Annotated in this window: 14 protein-coding genes; 8 read left to right on the top strand and 6 right to left on the bottom strand. The window is 46.9% G+C overall.

Annotated elements, in window-relative coordinates; translation table 11 throughout:
- The first annotated feature begins 77 nt into the window (after positions 1-77).
- From guaB to BLV62_RS28330, 7 genes are all read left to right on the top strand, one after another.
- Positions 78-1550 carry an IMP dehydrogenase gene (guaB, locus tag BLV62_RS15045; RefSeq protein ID WP_089762791.1) on the top strand — a complete coding sequence of 491 codons (1473 nt, stop codon included), beginning with the start codon at positions 78-80 and terminating at the stop codon, positions 1548-1550.
- A gap of 260 nt (positions 1551-1810) precedes the next feature.
- Entirely contained in the window at positions 1811-3421 is a 1611-nt protein-coding gene (lnt, locus tag BLV62_RS15035; protein WP_089762789.1) for an apolipoprotein N-acyltransferase, read from the top strand.
- Positions 3405-4196 (top strand): alpha/beta fold hydrolase, encoded by a 792-nt coding sequence (locus tag BLV62_RS15030; protein ID WP_089762788.1) that lies wholly within the window; start codon positions 3405-3407, stop codon positions 4194-4196. The genes lnt and BLV62_RS15030 overlap by 17 nt, the downstream gene beginning before the upstream one ends.
- An 18-nt stretch (positions 4197-4214) precedes the next feature.
- The gene (locus BLV62_RS15025) at positions 4215-6842 is read left to right on the top strand and encodes a PKD domain-containing protein (RefSeq protein WP_089762787.1); all 2628 of its coding nucleotides are present in this window, start codon (positions 4215-4217) and stop codon (positions 6840-6842) included.
- Positions 6843-6909: 67 nt separating this feature from the next.
- The gene (locus BLV62_RS15020) at positions 6910-8841 is read left to right on the top strand and encodes a gliding motility-associated C-terminal domain-containing protein (RefSeq protein WP_089762786.1); all 1932 of its coding nucleotides are present in this window, start codon (positions 6910-6912) and stop codon (positions 8839-8841) included.
- Between the two features lie 31 nt (positions 8842-8872).
- Positions 8873-9628, top strand: a complete 756-nt coding sequence (locus BLV62_RS15015) for an SDR family NAD(P)-dependent oxidoreductase (protein ID WP_089762785.1) — start codon at positions 8873-8875, stop codon at positions 9626-9628.
- Positions 9629-9774: 146 nt separating this feature from the next.
- Positions 9775-9936, top strand: coding sequence for a hypothetical protein (locus tag BLV62_RS28330; protein WP_168927949.1), 162 nt, complete (start codon positions 9775-9777; stop codon positions 9934-9936).
- Between the two features lie 96 nt (positions 9937-10032).
- Here the strand turns inward: BLV62_RS28330 and BLV62_RS15010 are convergent, their stop codons facing one another.
- The 5 genes from BLV62_RS15010 to ruvA all read right to left on the bottom strand — a co-directional run bounded on the left by BLV62_RS15010 (position 10033) and on the right by ruvA (position 21958).
- A complete protein-coding gene (locus BLV62_RS15010; RefSeq protein ID WP_089762784.1) occupies positions 10033-11244 on the bottom strand; it encodes a sialidase family protein in 1212 nt (403 codons plus the stop codon).
- A gap of 7 nt (positions 11245-11251) precedes the next feature.
- On the bottom strand, positions 11252-13531 hold the full coding sequence (locus tag BLV62_RS15005; protein ID WP_089762783.1) for a TonB-dependent receptor: 2280 nt from the start codon (positions 13529-13531) through the stop codon (positions 11252-11254).
- A 65-nt stretch (positions 13532-13596) separates the two neighbouring features.
- Positions 13597-13968 carry a hypothetical protein gene (locus tag BLV62_RS28105; RefSeq protein ID WP_139170183.1) on the bottom strand — a complete coding sequence of 124 codons (372 nt, stop codon included), beginning with the start codon at positions 13966-13968 and terminating at the stop codon, positions 13597-13599.
- 96 nt (positions 13969-14064) lie between these two features.
- Entirely contained in the window at positions 14065-21336 is a 7272-nt protein-coding gene (gene sov / locus BLV62_RS14990) for a T9SS outer membrane translocon Sov/SprA (RefSeq protein WP_089762780.1), read from the bottom strand.
- A gap of 34 nt (positions 21337-21370) precedes the next feature.
- Entirely contained in the window at positions 21371-21958 is a 588-nt protein-coding gene (gene ruvA, locus BLV62_RS14985; RefSeq protein ID WP_089762779.1) for a Holliday junction branch migration protein RuvA, read from the bottom strand.
- A gap of 181 nt (positions 21959-22139) precedes the next feature.
- Here ruvA and BLV62_RS14980 point away from each other — a divergent pair, with 181 nt between their 5' ends.
- Positions 22140-23150: a beta-ketoacyl-ACP synthase III gene (locus BLV62_RS14980; protein WP_089762778.1), complete on the top strand. Its 1011-nt coding sequence runs from the start codon at positions 22140-22142 to the stop codon at positions 23148-23150.
- Positions 23151-23288: 138 nt separating this feature from the next.
- On the opposite strand, the gene BLV62_RS14975 is transcribed toward BLV62_RS14980, so the two are convergent.
- Positions 23289-24344 (bottom strand): sensor histidine kinase, encoded by a 1056-nt coding sequence (locus BLV62_RS14975; RefSeq protein ID WP_139170181.1) that lies wholly within the window; start codon positions 24342-24344, stop codon positions 23289-23291.
- Between the last annotated feature and the right edge of the window lie 67 nt (positions 24345-24411).

Below are 24411 nucleotides of genomic sequence, written 5' to 3'. Positions count from 1 at the left end.
TGGCGAAGATTTTATTTATTCTGTAAATAATCGTACATTTGCGTGCAATTATTTTTTAACTGATTAATAGTTGCATCATGCCTTCGGGAAAATCTAAACCCAAATTCGTAGCTGACGGACTTACATTTGATGATGTGCTCCTGGTACCGGCCTACTCTGAAGTATTACCTAAAGAAGTAAACATTAGTACGCAATTAACAAAGAACATACGTCTGAACATACCTATGGTATCGGCAGCGATGGACACTGTTACGGAAGCCACTTTGGCCATTGCGTTAGCTCGTGAAGGTGGTATAGGTATTCTCCACAAAAACATGAGCATTGAAAGGCAGGCGGAAATGGTCAGACGTGTTAAACGCAGCGAAAGCGGCATGATCATGGACCCTGTAACTTTGAAGCCAGATGCCAATATCGGCGAAGCTTTAAGGCTGATGAAAGAGAATGGCATTGGCGGTATCCCGGTAGTAGATGACAGCAACAAATTAGTAGGTATCCTAACCAACAGGGATCTGCGTTTCGAGAGAAACAAAAAGCGCCTGGTAAAAGAAGTGATGACCAGCGAAAACCTGATCACTGCACCGGAAGGCACCGATCTTAAAAAAGCAGAGAAGATCCTTCAGCAATACAAAATTGAAAAATTACCTGTTGTTAATAAACAAGGTAAACTGGCAGGCCTGATCACATACAGGGACATCCTGCAATTGACCAGCTATCCTAACGCAGTAAAAGACGAATTTGGTCGTTTACTGGTTGGCGCTGCATTAGGTATCACTCCTGATGTTTTAGACCGCGCACAGGCCCTGATCAATGTAGGCGTTGACGTTGTATGTCTCGACAGCTCTCACGGTCATTCTATCGCCGTATTGAACAGCCTGAAAAAATTAAAGAAAACATTCCCTAAACTCCAGGTGATCGCAGGTAACGTAGCTACTGCAGAAGGTGCATTAGCACTGGCGCAGGCAGGAGCCGACGCTGTAAAAGTAGGTGTAGGTCCGGGTTCTATCTGTACTACACGTATCGTAACCGGCGCAGGTTTCCCTCAGCTTTCAGCCATCATGGAAGCATCTGAAGCATTGAAAAAACTGGGTATCCCTGTTATTGCAGATGGCGGTATCCGTTACACCGGCGATATGGTAAAAGCGCTGGCAGCTGGAGCCTCCACGATCATGGCCGGTTCTATCTTTGCCGGTGTGGAAGAAAGCCCCGGAGAAACCATCATCTATGAAGGACGTAAATTCAAGTCTTACCGCGGTATGGGTTCTATTGAAGCTATGCAGGAAGGCAGTAAAGACCGTTACTTCCAGGATGAAGATGATATCAAAAAACTGGTGCCAGAAGGAATCGTTGGACGCGTACCATACAAAGGAATGCTGTCTGAAATCGTTCAGCAATTCGTTGGCGGTTTACGCGCAGGTATGGGCTTAACCGGTTCCAAAGATGTGAAAGCATTGCAAGGCGCCCAGTTCGTGAAGATCACGGCAGCTACCGTTAAGGAAAACCACCCTCACGACGTTGTGATCACCAAAGAAGCGCCTAACTACAGCCGCTAATTTCACGCAGAGACGCTGAGAAGGCAAAGGCTGCAAAGGGATTTTTTAAGAAAAAGGTTGTTAAGGAAAATAAGAAAGCAAAAAGAGTGAAGATTATGTTATATAACACAAACTTCACTCTTTTTGCTTTCTTATTTTCCTTAAAACAAAGTTCTTTGCGGCCTTTGCCTTCTTTTGTCGCTTTGCGTGAAACTCCACTCTTTGCGAGAAACATCCATTATCTTCGTCCTGGTCCTCGAAGGACTGTAACCTAAGATGGAATGAAAACACCTTACTTTTTACTTAGTTTAATCAGCGGCTTGTTGTTCTGGCTTGCATGGCCAACTATGCCTTTCACGCCCTTGATCTTTATAGCGTTTACGCCGCTGTTATATATCGCAGACAAAGTATCCCATCCGGGGAAATATTTTGGCCTGGTCTTCCTCGCTTTTCTAACCTGGAACGCAGCCTCCACCTGGTGGGTAGGGAATACTACCGTGCCGGCCAGCGGCGTATTTGCCAATGTGTTCAACGCCCTGTTGATGAGCATTCCCTGGATGGCTTATAAGCAAACGAAACGCCGGCTGCCTGTTAATGCATCTTATTTTGCATTAGCAGTCTACTGGCTCACGTTCGAGTACATCCATCAGACCTGGGAATTCAGCTGGCCATGGCTGGTGCTGGGCCATGCTTTTGCCATGCACCCCGGCTGGATACAATGGTACGAATTTACGGGTACCAGCGGCGGTAGCTTATGGGTATTATTAGGCAATATAGTTATATATAACGCATGGAAACGTGCACGTATATACGATGCTACGACCCGGGAACTCCTGCGCTATGAAGCATGGAAACCGGTATTGGCAATAGGACTCCCATTGATCATATCTGCCTTTATACGCCCGGCGCCCGATGACCCGGCAAAAAAAGCGGGTGTGGTGATCGTGCAGCCAAATATAGATCCTTACGACGAAAAGTTTTCGGCAGGCACTTCTATGGAGCAGTTGCAAACAATGCTCAGGTTAACAGAACAAAAAGCGGATAGCAATACCCGTTATATCATCTGGCCGGAAACAGCCCTTTTCCCTATGGGCGCCTGGGAACATGAATTGAATTACCAACCCGAGGTGATCGCGATCCGGGACTTATTGAAAAAATTCCCCCGGGCGAAGCTGATCAGCGGCGCTGCTACCCTCAAGCGGTATAGCGCGACCGACGAAGTGCCGGCAACTTCCCGGGAAATGAACGATGGCACCAGGTTCGATGCTTATAACAGCGCCCTCCAGATAGATACTTCGCTTAGCATACAGGTTTATCATAAGTACGAGTTGGTGCCGGGTGTAGAACTGGTCCCTTATGTAAGATATCTTTCTTTTCTCCAGAAAGTAGCGTTGGATTTCGGCGGCATTACGGGCAGCTACGGCAGAACGCCGGGCGTTGAAATGTTTACCGATCCGGCTGCCGGCGCGAATGTTTTCCCGGTGATCTGCTATGAATCTGTTTTCAGCAACTATGTTGCTGAACATATTAAACCTGGAGCGAATTTGTTAGTCATTATAACTAACGACGGATGGTGGGGTAATACAGAAGGGCATCGCCAACACCTGCGTTACGCCAGCATCAGGGCCATTGAAACCCGCAAATGGATTGCGCGCAGCGCCAACACCGGTATTTCAGCCGTCATTGATCCAGCCGGCAACATACATGATCCGCAACCCTATTGGGAGCAGGCAGTTTTTTCATCAACTGTAACACTGAGGGCAGGAAATACGTTCTATGTGAAAAATGGCGATTTATTGTCGAAGGGCGCCCTGATTTTTTGTATTTTGTTGATCATTCAATCGCTTATTTCACGTTTTATTCCCGGCTTAAGATATGCAAAAGGTAACTAGTAACGGAAACAACACCTGGCAGGAAGAAGGAAAGGGAAGTGCTGTTGTGTTAATTCATGGATTCTCTGAAAACTCTGGCCTCTGGCACCTGCAAACAAATCGCCTGAAAGATCATTATAAGGTTATAGTACCAGATCTGCCCGGTACTGCTGCAGCTCCGCTGACAACGCCGCTCAGCATCGAATCGATGGCTGATTACGTTTATACGATCCTGTTAGAACAGAATATAAAAGAAGCAGTAGTGATTGGCCACTCTATGGGCGGTTACGTTGCCCTGGCCCTGGCAGAGAAGCATCCGGAACTGATCAAAGGATTAGGCCTCTTCCACTCCACTGCCAAAGCTGATACCGAAGAGAAAAAAGAGAACAGGACCAAATCCATCAACCTGATGAATCAATACGGCGCTGAAACATTCCTGCGGCAAACGTTGCCAAATATGTTCAGCCCGGTAACAAAAAGCAAACACCCGGAGCTGATTGAAGCCTGTGTAAAAATGGGACAGGAATGTTCTCTCCCCGCCCTGGTAGCCTACTACGAGGCAATGAAAGAACGGCCGGACAGAACTGCGGTATTGCAGCAACTTACAGTACCGGTGCTTTTTGTAGTAGGAAAGGATGATAATGCGGTGCCGCCGGACAGCATTCTTCCACAGATCACCTTACCGCGTGTAAGCAATGTGCATATCTTTGAAGCAGTAGGACATATGGGTATGTGGGAAGCGCCTGCTGAAAGTAATTTAATACTGGAACAGTTTATTGCATTTTGTCAACTATAAGTCTAAAAATCGTTCCCTGTGAAGAAAGCTTTTGTCATCCTGCTATGTCTTGTATGTGGGTTAACCGCACATGCCAGCCATATCATTGGCGGACAGGTGTACTATAAATTCAAAGGGCAAACGGGCAACTATGTTACTTACACCATATCCCTTAAACTATACCGGATATGCGACAAAGGCCCCCGCATTGCGAATATGCCCGAAACGATCTGGCTGGTGGCTTTCGATAAAGCGAACAACAGCTTTGTAAATAAGTACAGCATAAAACGGAACGATTTCCAGACTAAAACAGCTACACAAATTGACCCCTGTATCGTTAATCCTCCTACTATCTGTTATGAAATGGGATTGTTCGAAACAGATATCACTTTACCGGTCAACGCCGCCGGTTATACGATCGCATTCCAGAGTTGCTGCCGCGACCAGTTCATGATGAACATAGTAGCAGAACCCCTGCCGGGAAACGGGCCCGACCTCGGAACAGGGGCTACCTACTATGTTGATATCCCCGGCACTAACCTGAACGCTGTCCATAATTCCAGCCCTACTTTCAATAAAGACGAAGCGACCCTGGTATGCGCAGGTAAAAAATTCACTTACGACTTTTCAGCATCAGACAGCGATAATGATCAACTGACCTACGAATTCTGCGATGCCTATAAAGGAGGGGAAACAACCGACCAATCGGGCATCCCCCCTGCGGCAGTTAATCCGCCTTACGATTTCGTTTCATACATCAGTCCTTACAGCGGCTCAGGCCCTTTAGGACCCGATGTAAAGATCGATCCGAAAACCGGCGTTATTTCAGGTATAGCTCCTCCGGCAGGTAAATACGTGGTTACCGTATGTGTGAATGAATACCGGAATGGTGTTAAAATTGGCACATTAAGGAAAGATTTCCATATCAACGTAACAACATGTGTTAAGCAGGTAACTGCTGCTATGCCTGAAAAATATGCAGATTGTACCAGCTTAACGGTTACACTGTTAAACAACAGTACACTTGGCAAACCATATACCTGGGATTTCGGCGATAACAGTCCACACTATACTACAAACAGCGCCGATCCGATCAAACATACTTATGCACAGCCAGGTACGTATACAGTGAAGCTCTGGGTAGATAAGAACAGCAACTGCGGCGACAGCGCCACCGCCATCGTTTATGCCTACCCGGTATTTAAAGCCGACTTTACCAGCCTGGGCGCCTGTACCAACAAGGGTACCCAATTCACCTCCACCACCCGGGCAGATATCGGAAGCGTAGCCTACTATAAATGGGACTTTGCTACAGGAGCCGCTGGTGATACCAGCAATCTTCCAAATCCAAATTTCAATTATACCCAACCAGGCACCTATGCCGTAAAATTATATGCCCGCAGCGATAAGGGATGCGAACAAACTATCACGCGGAATTTAACGATCTACGATAAGCCGCCTTTTACTGCAACCGGCGATACCCTGCTGTGCGCGAAAGACAGCCTTCATATGTGGGCTACCAGCAACCTGCCCGGCAAATACGCCTGGACGCCAGATAACTATTACATCCTCAATCCTGCTACCCCTAACCCTATTGTTTTCCCGCCCCAGGACCAGAGCTATCGTGTAACCTTTACTGATAACCAGGGTTGTGTTAATAGCAAAGATATTTTTGTGGATGTACGCGATACGATCCACGTTCAGACAATTTCAGACAGCACCGTTTGTACGAACGATGAAATACACCTGCCTTCGTATAGCGACGGGCTTTATGAATATACCTGGACAGAGCTGGATCACCAGCGGGTTGTTTCCAGCAATGCAGATGCATATGTGACGCCCGCGCCCCCTGTTCAGCGCTACGAGATAAAAGCACAACTGGGTAAATGTTCGTCTGCCGATACAGTAACTTTAAAGGTTGTAGATCCGCCAAAACCAACCGCCGCCCCAGATACTACCGTTTGCTTCAATGTTCCGCTAACCCTAAGAGCAACCGGAGGCGCGTATTACGCGTGGAAACCAAGTTATTATGTAGATGATCCTACGAAACCCGTGACCATAGCCAGGCCTAAAGACACTACTTTGTTCACGGTAACAGTAACAGATACATTGGGTTGTCCTAAACCGGTAATAGCCACCGCCCTTGTAAAAGTTGTGCCGAAAGTGCAGGCTTTTGCCGGAAACGATACAATTATAATGCTTAACACGCCTTTCCAGCTCCATGCAACTGGAGGAGTGAGATATACATGGTCGCCGCCCGACGGGTTGAACAGCCGGAGCATTTACAACCCGGTCACCACTTATAACCGCGATATAGTATATACCGTTACCGCCTATACTACAGAAGGTTGTACCGGAACTGACGATATATATGTACGTTTTATTAAAGGGCCGGAAATTTATATACCTAACGCCTTCTCTCCTAACAATGATGGACAGAACGACATTTTCCGTCCACTGCCTGTAGGTATTGTAAACCTGGAATATTTCAGGGTTTTCGACAGGTGGGGTAAACTGATGTACGAAACGCGCATGTATATGAAAGGCTGGGACGGTACTGTTAACGGCAATCCTGCCGCAGTCGGAACCTATGTTTGGGTGGTGCAGGGAAAAGACATCAATAACAACACCGTACAACGCAAAGGAACTGTTACCCTGATCAGATAATAAAGTGAGATGGATTGAACCTGTTCTGGATTTTTTTTGTTAAATTCAGATAGCAGGACACCCCATCATGAAAATAGCAGTACTTCTGATACTCTGCTGCTGTTTGTTCCCAATTTGTGCAGCCGGATATCATATCATTGGTGGCGAAATTTATTATAAGACGCTTGGATTGAACAGGGATAATACCCGCTACCGTTATCTCATCACTCTCAAGTTATATCGCGACGCAGATTTTACCTGCGGCGACCGACAAGGCTGTATCGACCGGTTTGAAAATCCTGTTACTGCAAATATTTATACGGTGAGTGGAGCCCGGCCAATTTCCACTGTTTACCTGACGATGAGAGACACCAAACCAATGAGGGATACGCTCAAAAATCCCTGCCTGGCGCCTAAATCACAACACCTGGAAGTAGCCTTCTATTCAGATACTATAGAATTGCCTGCAATTAACGGCGGCTACTTTATTGCTTCACAACGATGCTGCAGGGGCGAAAAGATCACTAACATCTACGATTCAGAACACGAAGGTTCTACCTACTACACCATCATCCCCGGTTCAGAATCAAAACCTTATAACAACAGCGCCTATTTCGATAAAGATACTTCCATCATTATTTGCAACGCGCTGCCTTTTACGCTGGATTATGCAGCATACGACGAAGATGGCGACAGTCTTACTTACTCCCTCTGCAATGCGCTGACAGACGGTACTAACAACCAGTCAGATAACAGTTCGGTAACGCCGCCGCCTTACAACCAAACGGTGAGGTATATCCCTCCGTATGCAGGCGCCAACCCGGTTGGCGGCAACCCGCGTATGAGCATCTCCAACAAGGGGCTTATCAGCTGCACGCCCGACAAGCCGGGGAAATACGTGATCACTGTTTGCGTAAATGAATACGACCGGGCAACCGGCGCATTCCTGGGAACCCATAGCAAAGATATTTTGCTCACCATCTTTGATTGCCAGACCAAGATCACCGCCAAATTTCCGCCGGTGATCATGAATTGCGCAGAATCACCGGCTTTTGATATCCCTATCAGCAATTCAAGTATTGCCGGGTTTACATCTGCTTATCTCTGGACATTTGGCGACGGAACAGATACCGTCACTAATTCTCAAACCCTCTTCTATCATCAATACCCCGACACCGGTGTATACAAGATCAAACTTGTGGTTAATCCAGGCCTTGCCTGTACTGATAGCCTGGAAGGCGTTGTACATAATTACCCGGGCCTGAAAGTTGGGTTCACAACAGAAGGGTTATGCAAAGGAGAACAGATCCGGTTCAATGATACCTCTTCCTATCTCTACGGCCATATCGTGAGCAAACAGTGGGATTTCGGTAATTCTGATCCTGTAAGCATATTCAGAGGGGAAGGAGGAGTATCTCACGTTTATAATGCCGGCAATACTTACCCGGTATCACTGACCATCAAAACAGACAACATCTGCGAACGAACGGTGACGAAGGATTTAAAGATATATGAAGTAAAACCTTTTGCAGGGAATGATACTATCCTGGCAAAAGGGCAACAGCTGGTGCTGCCGGGAAGCGGCGGCGACTTCTATAGCTGGACGCCAACAGAAGGACTGAGCAACCCGTCTGTTGCCCAGCCGCTCGTAACCGGCAATAAAGACATCACCTATTACCTCAAAGTTTCTGACAGGCAGGGTTGCTTCGGATACGACTCCATTAACATCAAATACTATACAGGCCCCGAAATTTACGTACCTACCGCCTTCTCCCCGAATGGCGACGGACAGAACGACCGTTTCCGGTTTATTCCCGTTGGCATTACTACCTATAAATTTTTCAGGATCTTCAACCGGTGGGGAGTAGAGATCTATTCATCGCCCGATTACAAAACAGGCTGGGATGGCACCTATAAAGGAGATCCCGCCCCTGTGGATACTTATATCTGGATCCTGCAGGGCGTTGATTTCAACGGAAAAGAAATAATGAAAAGAGGAACGGTTACCCTGATCCGATGATCCTTTAGTAAATTGCAACAAATTTAATGTCATGGCTATTGTTCTTGTTACCGGTGCAACCGCCGGGTTTGGTCAGGCTTGCGCAACAACATTCGCAGCAAAAGGATACGATGTGATCATTACAGGTCGTAGAAAAGAAAGATTGGAAGAAGTCAGCACACAACTGACCCAGGAATTTGGAGTAAACGTGCTGGCGTTACATTTCGATGTACGGAACCAGGACGAGGTTAACACGGTACTCGGAGGTATACCGGAAGAATGGCGCAGGATCGATGTGCTGGTGAACAATGCCGGCCTGGCTGCGGGTCTGGACCCTATCGACCAGGGGAACACCGAAGACTGGGATGCCATGATAGATACCAACATCAAAGGCCTCCTGTATGTATCGCATGTTGTAATGCCATGGATGCGCTCCCGGACAAGCGGGCATATCATCAATATCGGCTCCACCGCCGCCAAGATCGTGTATGCGAAAGGCAATGTCTATTGCGCCACTAAAGCGGCCGTTGATGCCATTACCCAGGGCATGCGGATAGACCTGCTTCCTTACCGGATCAAAGTAACTGCGGTGCACCCCGGGGCAGCTGAAACAGAGTTCTCTATGGTTCGTTTCAAAGGCAATGAGGATAAGGCCAAAGCAGTGTACGAGGGACTTATTGCACTATCTGCGCAGGATGTGGCAGATGTGGTGTATTACTGCACTACTCTTCCGCCGCATGTTTGCATCAACGATTTGGTAATGACGCCTATCCAGCAGGCCAATGCCTATTACACTGACAGAAAATAGCACTATCATGTGATATATATCTTTATATAATATATTATATTTGAAAAACATCATATATTTTTTCCCGCTTCCGTAGCTCGGGAAAGGATCTATGCCGATACTACAACTAGAACTAAGACTATCCAATAACTTGAAACCATATCCCTATGCTTACATTTATCACTGTGTACTTGCTACGCCTGTACTATCCCAGGTGCAAAGCAGTCTGGCGCTTCTATTTCGGTAATTCCAGGAAAGGAAATTATGGCCGATGGGCTTCGGGCAAGGATTGGGGCGGTCGGGAATCCTATTCGCTGGGTTACAACTGAGAGACTATGAAATTAGGGATATAGCGATATATCCCGCACAAAAAGAAAGGCGTTTCTACCAGGTAGAGGCGCCTTTCTTTTTGCACAGTTAAATTCCTACAATGCGATATGATTCAACACAATACGTCCTTTGTTATCCACTATCTGCTTATAGGCAACCATTGCATCCGTCCTGAAGCTTCCCAATACCGGGTAGCTGGCATAAACAGTACTATCGGTTAGCCGCCCTGCCCGGTCAAGCGATCCATCCGCTTTCCGCCATTGGTAACCTATACGGCTGTTTGAACTTTTCCTGAAAGGAACAGGTTCGTCCCAAACCAGCAGGAGCCGGTCATCGATCGTGTAGATCTGCGGGTGCTTAGCCATAGGTTCGTCGCTTAACGACTCCTTTTTCGTATAAGAAAGACCGTTATCAACTGATTTGCAGTAAAAAGCGCCTTTGCCATTCCCCATAGTGAACCAGGCGAAATGCAGCCCGCTGCTGTTGGCTGTCAGGGTTGGGCCGGTATGCGGGCAGCCTCTTACAACCCAGTTATCGGCACTGATGCGAACAGGCGAAGAAAACGTTTGCCCCTGGTCCACAGATACCTGGTGTACCATATCCCTGATCGAATCGTTCAGGATGGCGCGATAAACAATGTGGATATCTCCCGTTCCGGCAACATACAGGCGTGTGCGGCAACATTGGCAAACCTGCGAAACGATGCGCTTTTCATCCCTAAAACCTTCTTTGCCCGTCGCTTTGGCAAAATAAACGGAAGATCCTTCTGCGCTGGTATCTTTCCTGTTGTCTAACCATACAATAGCCCCCTCCCCATCTTTCGTAACGGCAACATCGAAATACCGCTGGTCGTAACCTGCAGTGTCCCTGACCAGCGGTTGAGCGGCCTGCCAGCTTCTTCCGCCGTCAAACGATTGCGTATACATCACCTTTCCGGCATATTTATTTCTCGCATCATTGGCTTCAACGCCAAATACCGCTATCACTACTCCGTCTTTCTTAAACAGCATCTTAGGCAGGTTTTCGTCGTGCGGGATCGCTCCCTTTGTGACCGGGATTTCGATCGGCGGTCCGAACATCTGCGTGGCCGAATCATATAGCGTATAGAACATTGTTCCTGCATCTTCCGCGCTATCTTTTTCTATCCAGCTGACAACCGGTATGCCTTCGGCTGTCTGTGTGAAATAAGGACAGGATGCATCCATATTGATATGCGAGATCACCGACGGCCTGCTGACCTTATTCCCCGCTTCTTTACAACCTACTCCAACCGCCAGTACAAGGAGTACAGAGAGAAAATATTTCATCTTAAAATCATTTTCCTGTGAATGTATAAGCAATACCGATATTAAAAGTTTGTCTTGGACCTACGCGGTAGGTTTTGCCATATGCCGACTTCTCAGCTGTCGTTGCATAAAGCCTGTCGCCCAGGTTCATTGCATTCACCCAGCATTCAAATCCCTTCCATTCATATCCTACCCTGGCATTAAACAGGTCGTAACCTCCATACTTCGATGTGTTGGCGGGGTCCATGTAATAATCGCCGATATGCTGCCACTCTGCCCCTATCCTGAAACCAGCCAGGAACGAAGGTTTCCACGTCAGCTCCGTATTAGTGATCCACTTTGGCGCACCATTCATCTGGTTATCGGTATACACTTTGGCGCCATCTTCATACGCTTTGAATTCATGCAAAGCATAAGTTCCGCTCGTTCTGAAAAACAAACTTCGTATAGGCGTATACTTTATATTCCATTCTATTCCCTTATGCGAAGTTTCTCCGGTATTCCTGTTCACATACGATCCATCCGCCTCCCTTACGCTGATGATTTCGTTACTCCCTTTCATATAATACAGGCTCAGATCAACATATCCTTTCCCCTTTGCAAAGGCCATCCAGCCGCCAGCTTCGCAGTTATAATAGGTAGCAGGTTTCAATACCGGTACTTTCACGCCGGTATACAATTCGGAGATATTTGGCGGTGCAAATCCCACACTATAGTTGGCATATATGCCATGGTCGCGGCCCAGGTCGTAAGTCAATCCCAGCTTTGGCGTAAGCGCGTTGAAGTTATTGCGTTCGCTTGGCGCGCCTGTGTAGGCAGAAGGAGTAAGATGATTGACAAAATTGTAGTCCATCCTGTCGTAACGCAAAGCAGCTACAACTTTCAGGCGCGTTAACGGAACAAACTCAAACTGCGTATAGGCGGCACTGTTAAGCAATCCTACATTATAATCAGTTAATGAAGAATCTGTTTTTATGTAACTGCGATAATATCCCGCAGCGTCTTTGGTGATATCAATATAATCGGCCCAGAAGGAAGCGGGACTGTAATCCATGCTCAACCCGGCTATCAGGGCAGCCTGTTTCCAGCCGAACTGTTTTTTATGTTGAATGATTATCCCGTAACTGTTGAACCCATCACTGTTGATCTGTCCGCCGGCCTTCGGGGTGCCGCGTACATCTTTGATCGCGTAAAATGGATTTTGCCCTATCCGGTTGTTCCTGAAAAAGGCAGTAAAAGACGTATGGTTAGTATTGTTCCAGGTATGTTCCCAGGTACTCCTGATACGCAGGGCATTTACTTCCCGGTAGGTGAACGTCTGGAAGTTCTTATAATCGCGGGCAAAAAAATGTGCGCTGTCAAGTCCGCCTGTCTGGTCTGTTTTATAATCTATATAAGAAATAGCGTTTGTCCATTTATTCTTTTCATTGGCCTGGTAAACCAGCTTGCCTGTTAAAGCCAGCTTATGGAAATCGCTGTGATCCATATATCCATTATGCTGGTTGGCATAGTAACCGCTGACCACGAATCCCAGTTTTTTCACGGTGCTGGATATATTAAAATCCGCCCGGCGGTAACCCCAGTTGCTTCCTTCCAACTGCAGTTTTGCAGTTGGCACCAGTGTTGGCGCTGAAGTAATAAAGTTTACAGCGCCGCCAACCGCTTCACTGCCGTACAAAGAAGATGCGGGTCCCCTGATCACTTCTATGTTACGAAGCGCGGCCATGTTGATTTCTATCAGGGCGTTATGATTGAAGTCGCCGATGGTGCGGATAGGTATCCCATCTTCCAGGTACAGGAACAGGCTTTTATAACCAATAGGCTGCCGTATAGCCATGGTATGCTGCTCGTTACCCAGATCTACCATGTATACGCCGCTTACCTTGTTCAATACCTGGTCTAACGTTACCGGTTTTGCTTCGTTCAGTTGTTGTGAGGAAACCGTACTGATAGCAATAGGAGCAGTAGTACGGGGCTGCTGTTCACGGGAAGAAGAAACAATGATCTCGTTAAGATTAGTTGCAGATGGTTGCAGGTAGATGACAGACCTTTTCTGAGCCTGCTCTACGGGAATCCGCTGGCTGATATAGCCGGTAAATGATATGATTATTGAATCGGCACTTGCCGCATTTAGTTCATAACGGCCGGCCGAATTGGTAGTACATCCACTGGGAGCATGACATAGCCGCACAGTAACCCCGGGTAATGCTTCCCTGGTCTGTGCATCTGCCACACGCCCATATATTTGCTGTGCACGACTGCTCAATGCAGCAATGCAGGCAATGATGAGTAAACAACATTGTTTCATGTGCGCAATAAGTTAACTATCCGATGTTGGGCATACGAATAGAAGGAGTAAGAAATCGGGTACAATTATGCTGCCAAGGCCCGGGGAGGATGGAATATAGAGAAGGATGGGATAACTAAAAACGGTTCTTTATAATGAGCTGTTTGGGTGAGCTCATTCTCTACAGAAAAACTTGAAAAACCAGGAACATTTTCCACAAACATCACTTCAAATTTCTCCTTATTCGTGCTGTTGTTCTTGTCCTGCTGGGTATCTTTTTCCAATTCTTTTTTCAGGTGGCACTTACCATTACAGTGCATCTTTGGCTTATCCCTGTTCTCGCAAAGATTGTTGGCTATATAGGTTTGGTTCATCCAGAACTGCACATAGATCACGCTCTTGCTGAAGTTCTGCAGCAAGAGTCCGAAAAAGATGCATATGATCGGGATGAGTTTCACGCCGCAAACCTAAATCATTTCTCTCAAAAGCAAAAGAAAAAAATAAGGCCGGAGCATCAGAATGCCCCGGCCTTTTATGTAAAAAAGATCTGGTCGTTATTGCGATAATATGAACCTGAATGTGATACCTCCGTTCGTGCTGGTGATCGGGTAAGCGGTTGAAATCACAGGGATGGTCTGACGCCTGTCGTAGAAGAAACGCAGGTTCAACCTGTTGTTCACCACATAGTCGATAGATGGTGAAATACCAACTACCTTCTGCCCGCTTGTTGGTATAACCAGGTCGGCATCCAAACGATTATTGGCTGTTTTATCATCACGGAAGCTGAGATCCAGCCGTATGTTCAGATCGTTCTGCAACTTGCGGGCGCCGTTCTTATTGATCGCAAAAGGCAATGCAAGTCCCCTGATCCTGTAACCGCCGCCAATGATGATCTCACTCGACCTTACTTCCGTTAACTGGTAATCGATCAGGCTTAAGCTCAGCGAACGCGTTTTACGGAATTCTACCCTTGCATTCAGGCTGTTTACAAAGGTCATATCCACTCCCAATAATGGAGAGAAAGATTCTGTCAGCGTCAGGTTAGGCACCATGAAATACGGGTAATAGTTTCCGGAGATAGTATCCCTGAACGCCGGGAATCCTGCCAGCCTTGGATCTTCGAAGTACATGGAAGTATTGTAGGAATCCATTCTCAATGAACCTATATAAGTATGCCTTAACGTAAAGTTGGTTAAGAAAGATCTGAATGGTTCCAGCTTCGTTAACCCGTTATAGGTCAGGCTCCAGTTCGGCCGTGGTATATAGTTGCTGAACGGATTGCTTTTCACATTATCATTACCCTGTTTCAGCAGCGATATTTTGCTGGGGTCTTTTCCTGTATAGGCTGCAAGGAATGCAGGGATCAATACATCCTGTGCATATCTCGTATAGCCGTAAGCGTAAGTAGGATCTTTAGGATCCTTTGATGGTATGCCCGGATCTTTATTATAAGGGTTCAGCGCTCCCAAACGTTGGGAGATCGTGTTCCTGTATGACTCGAATTTCCTGAATGTTTCAGATACGCCGTCTTTTGTCTGGATATTGCCAAACATTGTTTTGATAGCGATATAAGAGATCTCGAATCCGCCGGCATCATATGGGCTCAGGTGCTGGTAATTAGGCGGATCTGTCAGGTTTTTGAAAAGCTCCGTATGCGTTTTGGTAAACGACTTGGTCATCGTCAGGTCGATGGTCAGGTCATTGAATGGCTCTAAACGGGCCTGCAGGTCCCAGCGTTGCGTGTATTGTTGCTGTGCCTGTATGTTGAATAAAGTATCAGGCGTTATCAGTCCTTTTTGTGCGAATTTATCAAACCATTTCCTGTCGGGCTGGTATCCCAACACGAAGTTCAGACCCGGCGCCATTGAAGCCCAGTTCATACCCAGAACTTTCGTACTGTCTATATATCCTGGCAATCTTGTACCGGCATTCTCATTATAGTTCAGTCCTATACGCTTCAGCATCATCAGCGGCTTCAGGATACCTTTCACCCAGGGAGATATTTCTTTATCCGAAGAGGCTGTCTGTTGCTGGTTAGCCTGGTCTTTCTGGTTGTTCTTCTTATTGTTGTTGTTTTGATTATTACCGGTATTTTTCCGGGCATTGATCTCACGCAGGAATCTCGACTTATTATAAAGCTCGGCAAACTTGAATTCCGCCGTCAACGTTTTCTGTTGTGAGTTTTCGATGGCGTTACCCAGGTACAGCGCCAGTTGAGATGCGCCGGTCCAGCGGTATTCCGTACTATAACCAATGGAAACGTTGGTCCAGTTTAAAGCCGGGAACTTGGCAGTCGGCAATAAATAGGTAAAGTTTGCATTGTGCATGTAGTTAGTATTACGCCCTCCCCTGAAGAAGTTGCGACGAACAGTGTCTTTCTTCGAAGAGTTATCCAACCTGCCATACGGTTCATCTATCCTTGCATTATTCACCGCGTTGAACTCAAAGTTGATGCTGCGGGTCAGATCCCATTTCACCGTGTAATACCTGTCGAAAGTAAAGTATTTATTATAGGTTTCCGGCAACTGGTATTTCACATCTCCGCCTACGTTCCTCACACGGGTAACTCCAAACTGCCTGGAGATATCGGCCCTGAAGCTGAGGATAGACGGCACGTAGTTGAAGTTGAAATCTTTTATAAGATCAAACCAATGCGTCTTGCTTCGTATCAGTCGTTTAAACGGTTCTATGTAATGCGGTTGCCCTGCGTAGTTATATCCTAATCCGCCCCGATGTTTTGTAAGCACATCATTTTCGATAAGCGGGTTATGTCGCATGATCTGCGAGAAGGAGTAACTCAGGTCAAAGTTTTCCAAATCCCATAGTTTGCGTTTGCCCGAACTGCCAAGGTTCAGCTTACGGACGTTCGTAAAGTTCAGGCTCTTGATGGAAGTGAAGTCCTGTGCATTGCGGCGGATAGAGTCTTTTTCTCTCCTGTTCCTGGCCAGCGCAATTTTATCTTTCAGTTTAATATCCAGGTCGTAAGGATCATACTCAGGATTACTTACCGCCTGCGAGTAACCTGCATACACAGGTATAGACAAGCCTATTTTCTTAGGCAGCAGTTTGCCCAGGTCTAAGTTGGCCGCCGCGTCGTATTGCAGGAAGTTATCCCTGAACCGTTCATTCACCCGCTGGTCAATATTTCCGAATCCTGCTGTGTGCATATTCCCGGATACGGATACAGTACCCAGGTCGGACAGTTGCACATCTACCCTTGCCTGCGCAGCATAGCCGCCTTTTTCGTCAAAGTCTGTCAATCTTAACTCGTCAAACCAAACTTCCGCACATTGAGGCATACCATCATCTTTCGGGTTCAATACACCAATCATCATTGTTCTGGCATCACCTAAGCTCGGGTTACCCATTACCGTCATGTAGTTGCCATACTCGTCGGCTACCGGGTTTTGCGGGTAAGGCAGCAATGGCGAACAGGAATCGCACATATTCCGTTTTTGCTTCAATGCGCTCATCTGCGATAATACCAGTTCCAGGTTATTTCTTTCAGGCCATATATCATACGCCGTCTTGGGACCATTCCAGTCTGTTACCTTCAATGGAATGCGGTATTCGTAATAGTTGCTTACAAAGTCGCTACCGATACGGATCACTGCCTGTATCTGCCCGTCTCTCAGCGAAGAAGCCGACTGCACTGCTTCTGCGTGCATATACATCTGCATCTTCTTATACTGGCGCAGATCCATATTCAGCGTTTTGTACATCGCTCTTATCTCTCCATCTTTCAGGTTACATACCTGTACAGATAATGATTGCTCATTTAACTGCAGGGTAGTATTATTGGTGCTGATAGTATTCTGCCTTACTACTCCCGGAGGCAGTACATAAGGGATAGGAGTACGGGACGAGTTCTCTTCGATGTTGACAGCAGAAGAATTAAATGTAGTGCTGTTATCGATAGGAATAGGATCGCCTGGTTTCACTTCATACATATACCTGCGCCACTGGTTGCGTACCAGTTCCAGTTTCCCGAAACGTACAACTACAGAATCAGAGAAATTAGTAAGGAACATCCTCATGAAACGGATCGACTTAAAGTCGGGGATGTTTCCAACCTTCTGGTTGTATTGATTGATAGGAATTTTAAACTGGTACCAGGTTTCTGTAACCTTTTGGTTATTGGGCAATGTAACATCTGCATCGATTTTATCTACGATGAAGTTGGTACCTACCTGCATATTCGGTTTCAGGTCGACCCTGTACTGGAAGTATTCTTCAGTTTCGTTCATGGTATTATCCCTGTTCAGGTCTTCTGATTCAGGAATATTGGTAGCGGCAGAAGAATACTGCGATTTGGAATCTGAAACCGGCGAATTGCCTTCAGGGTTGCTATAGTTTTTATAGCGTTGCAGGATCGGCTGACCGTTGTAAACAGGATCGCGATAATGTTTGTAATCATCGTTTGCCGGGTCGGCCAACGCCTGGTTGTAAACAGGCGCACCGCCGAAGTTCATTCTTAAGGTATCCATATACCCTTTATAGAACGATGCTTCGTCCTGCGATCTGAGACCGTCATATCCTACGTCCTGGTACGCGCGGATGGCAGGATCGTTGTCAAACGCCTGCGTGATCTGCTGCTGGAATTTAGGGAAACGGCCCCATTTGGACGAGTCGATCTTATTCGGGTCCTGGGTTGGATCAGGCATTCCATTTTCGAAAAACTTTTTGGAGTCTTTCAGGATGTCTTCCGACACGTTACCCAGGTTAAAGTACAGGGAACCGCCGGTGCTGTTCGGCTGTTTGATGAATGGGTCCTGTATCCAGAATTCGATATACTCGATATTGGAAGTTTCGAAGTCGCTGTTATCTATCGCCCTCATGATACCGCCCCAGCGGGTTTGAGGTCTGACGAGGCGACCATTGCGATCCATCTGTAAATTGGAAGAAGTAAAGTTATACGGGCCTCTTTCTGTTGGGTAATAAGCCAAGTCGAGCGTGCTTAACTGGGCTTGCCCGAAATCTGTAGACCTGTTCTTGAACACTTCTTTCTGGTAAACCATTCTCACGCGGGGATCTGACTGGTCGTCTACCGAGATGCCGGGAGGCAGGTTAGGCGATTTAGGCAGCTGTAAGGTTGGTTCGATAATGTACCAAGCCAGTTTTGCCCTGTTCTTACCATATTCCAGCACATTGCTTACTTCCGCTTCAGGGAACATTACCTGGCCGCTGGCGTTGGTAGCGCCTTTCGGCGTAGAAGCCAATGCCCAGCTGGTGGCAGGGAATTTCAGGTCATAACCGCTCTTCACCCCTTCAAAGTCGTCGATAAAGGCAGTACCCTGGCGGGAACCGGGTTGGTTCACCAGTTTGCTGTGGCCGGGGAATAACCTGGCCACCTCGCCTGTAAAGAGGATGGTAGAAGGAGTAGTGCTGTTATAGTTTGGTAATTTATCCAGGAATTTGTTCAGTCCTTTCCATTCGGAGGCGTAGTTGGCGTCGAATCCTACCATGGTATTCTTAATAGGATCTTCCCCATAGTTCACTTTCTGGTAGTAAGGGCGTTCGCTCATTCTTACCACTGTTCCGCCCAGGCTCAGTTTATCGTTGACCACATAATCCAGGCGGGTACCGAAGTAATTCCGGACCTGCTGCCCGAACAAAGCGTTGTTCTCAAACTGTACATTGATAGGCACTCCTGAATTCAGGACGCCGGCGTTGATCACTTTAAGCCTGCCCAGGTTATAATCGATGATGTAATCCACGTTTTCGCGAAGCAGCTGTCCGCCTGCTGTTACTGTTACAGATCCCGGCGGGATGGTAACACCTGCGCCCAACATGATCTCAGACGAGTTGGCAGATTTATAGGAACCCCTGATCACGTACCTGTTGAGTTGCGGGAATTGTTGGGCCACTACTTTGATGGAGTCGTATAACACCCTGTAGAGGTATTGTTTTTCCAATGTTGCATCTCCGCCAAACGCCTTTTTCAATCCATCAGCAAAGGGTTCCAGCGTAGGGAAGATGATCTTGCCCTGCAGGGAGTTGATAGTATATCCTTCTACATAATCGAACACTCCATCCGGTTGGGGGTCTAACTGGTTATTCAACCGGTCCAGTCCCAGGATGGTGATGATAGGAGCGCCGGCATAATCGCCCTTGGCGTCGGGTATATAACGTTTATCGCTTGGCGGGCGGCCTTCGGCGCCGGGGTCTTTATAATAAACATCCATCCTGAAATCTTCCTTGTTCACCTGGAAAGCGCCGGTAGCATACACGTTTTTCATCATCAGTTTCCAGATAGGAAGAACAGGCCGTGCGGAAGTAGCTTTCAGGAGCTTCAGGAACAATACGGGCTGGTTGGCGCTGTTGTTCTGATCCGGCGGTACATCCTGCGAGAACTCACCCACCTGGTATACCCTTCCGTTGTAGGTATACTGGTAAGCAACTGCCAGCACCTCGTCGGGTTGCAGTTGCTGGTTCAGAGAGATGAAGCCCAGTTGACGGTTATAGGTATATTCGGTAGAATCCAGTTTTCTTGCGAATGTTTTCTCGAACTCCGACACCGGCTGAAGCCCTAAAGCCAGCAACCGGCTTACAACCGTTCCCGTATTTCGGCTGGCAGGATCGCTGACCAGTTTTCCATACAGGTCGTTGGTTCCCCTGTCGGGCAGGTGAGAAGAAGTGTTCACCCGGATATCCTTGTTATAAGGCGCATACTCGGCGAGGTCCATCAAGCCCACGATATCCCTGGTTTGCGTAGTGGCTCCTGTTTTATTGGTCACCCAAACTTCCAGGCGGGTGATGTTGGTAAGGGAGCGGATGACGGGCAGGTTGGACATGGCGTAGTTGAACGTATCCCGGAAGAACTGGGCCAGGAGGAAGTGCCGGTTGTCTTCGTACTCGTCTGCCCGGATGTTATAGTCCTGTACCTGGGTTCCGCCTTTCAGCATCATGTTCTGCTTCTGGGATTTCTGGTTCGATAATACGCTGGTTACTGTCAGGCGCCCGAACTGCAATTGTGTTTTAACCCCGAAGAGGGATTGAATACCGGAGATAAGGGAGCTTCTTAAAGGAAAGCTTACGTTACCGGCTTCGATCTTTTTGATGATCTCGTCGTTATACCCGGTATATTCCAGTTTTACCTGGTTTTCGAAGTCGAATTGCGACTGGGTGTTATAGTTGGTAAGGAGTTTCAGTTTATCGCCGATCTTTCCTACTACGTTCATGTTGATGCCCATATCGAAGTTGAAGCCGCCATTTCTCCTGGCTTGTTCAACGAGTACGGGGTTTTTGATATTTTGTCCCTGGTAGCCGAAGGTCAGATCAACACTTCCCTGGGGGCGGATGTCTACTTTGCTTCCGCCGAAGATGCGGTCGAAGAGGTTATTGCCGTTATAAAGCGTCGGGCCTATACCGCGTTGGTTAAGGTTGCCGAGGGTACTGGCGCGTTTTTGCCAGTAATCTTTTTCGCTTTGTTGAGATTGAAGTTTGTAGAATTCGTCAAAACTGAGGTAAGTTGGGTTTCTATAATATTGGTTGCCAATCTTTTCCGTTACCGTGTATTGCTTCGTGACCGGGTCGTATTCAACAATTTTATTGATATTTGCCGGGTCTTTGAGGTCAATAGCGCTCCCCGTCCCCTTATCTGTTAGGTTGGGGCCTCTCCTGTCCTTTAGGGGGTATTTTAGTGAATCTCTCTTCTTTCCGGTAGAATCGATTTTGGTCTGCCCGGTGATAACAGTGTCCGGTGTCACAGGTCTTCTCTTCAGTAAATTCGGATCCCACGTACGATTTCTAGCGGCAGTATTAACAATTAAAAAGGATACGATTGCTGTAACGGCAATAGCACCAAAGTATGTTTTCCTTGCCAAGAAAATAGGTTTTTATAGAGGATTTTATATTTTTTTATAAACTTTTCAGGGCTTTCTTTATCAGCTCTTCCAAGTTTTGCAATAGTGGCTCATTCTTCATAACTTTTTGGACTGCCGTTTCTGCCATGTTTCTGGCTATACCAAGAGTTACCAGAGCATTTAACGCATCTTCCTGCATTGTATTGTTTACAGAGGCAGATAATTGTATGCCGGCATCTTTGTGCTTCTTAATTTTGTCCTTCAGTTCCAGGATTATTCTTTTGGCTGTTTTGGCACCTATTCCTTTAACGCTTTCGAGCATTTTGTCGTTCTCCATCATGATGGCGCGTTGAATATCTTCCGGTTGCAGGGAGGATAACATCATGCGGGCAGTGCTGGCTCCCACGCCTGAAACACTGATCAGTAACAGGAACAGACTTCTTTCAGCTTCTTCAAAGAAACCATATAAAGTATGTGCATCTTCTTTTATTTGGAGGAAGGTTAACAGTTTGCAACTTTCCAAGTCCTGAATCCGGGAATAAGTGTTCAGACTGATCTGCACTTCATAGCCGATTCCATTCACATCCAGATGAACAAGAGCAGGTGACTTATACGCTAATTTTCCACTCAGATAAGCAATCATACAAGGTAAAGGTTCTGCAATTTAATAAACTTGCGGAAAATAATGTACCGCGTAAACCTGCGCAAAGATGCTAACTTTTAACGGATTGGCAACCTTTAAAGTTCAACATATGCTACTTTTTTAGGAAATATACGTTTATATCGTATTTTTACGCCTCGTTTTAAACACATATTTAGTTTATATGAATAAAATAACGGCCGCTATTACAGCGGTGGGTGGGTATGTTCCCGATTACGTGCTAACTAACCAGGAATTAGAAAAATTAGTAGATACAACAGACGACTGGATTTTAACCCGGACGGGCATTTCTGAAAGAAGAATTTTGAAAGGAGAAGGCAAGGGGACATCTGATCTGTGTGTGCCTGTGGCCCTGGAGATATGCAAAAAAAGAGGTATTTCCCCCGAAGAAATAGACCTGCTGATCGTTGCTACTGTAACCCCAGACATGACCTTCCCAGCTACTGCCAATGTTGTAACCGACAAGCTCGGAGCTAAAAACGCTTTCGGGTTTGACATCAGCGCTGCTTGTTCAGGTTTCCTTTATGCCCTTGACACGGGTGCAAGGTTCATTGAAAGTGGTCGTTACAAAAAAGTTATGGTCATTGGAGCCGATAAAATGAGCTCTATCATCGATTATACCGACAGAACTACCTGCATCATCTTTGGCGACGGCGCCGGCGGCGTATTACTCGAACCAAATGAAGAAGGTTATGGCCTCATCGACAGTATCCTGAAAAGTGATGGTCATGGCCGCGAATACCTGCACATGAAAGCCGGTGGTTCCGTTAAACCTGCCAGTATCGAAACAGTGAACGCCCGCGAACACTACGTATACCAGGAAGGTAAAATGGTATTTAAATACGCTGTTTCCAACATGTCGGAAGCCGCTAAAGACCTGATGGACCGCAACCAGCTGTCGGCACAGGACATCGCATGGTTAGTTCCTCACCAGGCCAACAAACGTATCATCTCCGCTACTTCCCAATACATCGAAGTTCCTGACGAAAAAGTAATGATGAATATCCAGCGCTATGGAAACACTACCGCCGGTACTATTCCATTATGCCTCTGGGACTACGAGAAACAACTCAAAAAAGGCGATAACCTTATTATGGCTGCATTTGGCGGCGGCTTCACATGGGGAGCCAGCTATATCAAATGGGCTTACGACGGCGAAAAATACGGTAAATAACAAGGATCACAGACCGGCTACGCCCACTCTGTTCCACCTAAAGAACTTCCCTCAGAAGTTCGGCATGGTAAGCAAGCAAGCAAATATCCTTTGCCTTCTTGCTTACTTTGCTCCCATACGGGAAATCCTCCACCGCGATCAAACAGGAAAGGTCACATGAAAGACCAGGTAGCGCTGATCTACCGAACTTAATGCAAGCTTCCCATTCATCTTGTGAACAAAGTCTTCTGTCATTGCATAACTCAGTGCATACATATTCTGCTGCCAGTTGCCAAGGCTTTTCAACACCTCCTCTACGTCTTCCGACGGCTCCGTGATCAGTCGGATATGTGCAAGCGATAACTCCTCCCAGGCCGAAACCACCATCAGTCTTCCCGGATCTGTAAAATGAATTGCAAGTTGCAACAAATGTTGCTGTATCATCTTCAACATCTCTGCATCCGCTTCGACCACCAGTTGCTGAGGCACCTGGTTTACGAAAACAATTCCTTTTTCCTCCATCCGGGGAGCAACGATTCCCAACACGCCCTGAAGAATTTCATAAGGCCTGCACGGATATTTTACGTATACGAATCCCGATAACTGCAATTTTATCCATTTAAGAATGTTATCGAATACACACAACGCCCCTCTGGCGATCACCGATATCTCCTTAATAAATGCCGTGGTAACCGCCGGATCTGAAGCCTGCTGCCCCAGCCGGGCGGTGATAGCTGATATTTGTTTTAAAGGACTGCTGAAATCATTTGCGATGATGGCGATCAGTTTCTTTTTAAACTCGTCGTTCGTCTTCAGCTCATCATACGTAAGAAAAGCGTTGGCGCTTTGGATTGCCTGCACCCTGCGCCTGCTTTGAGTCAGCCGGGATGTACGGAACCTGATACCCAGCAAAGCCAGCAACAGTACGAGGATCACCAGGCCGGCATAAAAGATCCATTCTCTTTCCGCCGCTGTCATCTGCCCTCCATCCAGGTTTGCCTGCAACAAAAGCCGCCCGGCAAGAAGTTTATACGCTACAATATCTTTGTTAAAAAAAGCAAGCGGCCCGGCAGCTGCCTGGTCGCCCGACTGCCGCAGGTCTCCTGCAAATGCACTCATGCTGCCACCCAGCAACACGGCTCCAATGTTGCGCATATGACGGAAGCAAGAGCAGATAAAACAGATCGTCAATCTGCGACCAATGGTAATATTCATAGTAATACGATTAATGAATCCTGTTTCCAGAATTACTGCACGCCTGGGATCAACAACACGAAATCAG

The organism is Chitinophaga terrae (ex Kim and Jung 2007) (assembly GCF_900107795.1).
Classification (GTDB): domain Bacteria; phylum Bacteroidota; class Bacteroidia; order Chitinophagales; family Chitinophagaceae; genus Chitinophaga; species Chitinophaga terrae.
Note: the sequence above shows the minus strand (reverse complement) of the source record. Positions and strands in the feature narration are given on the sequence as shown.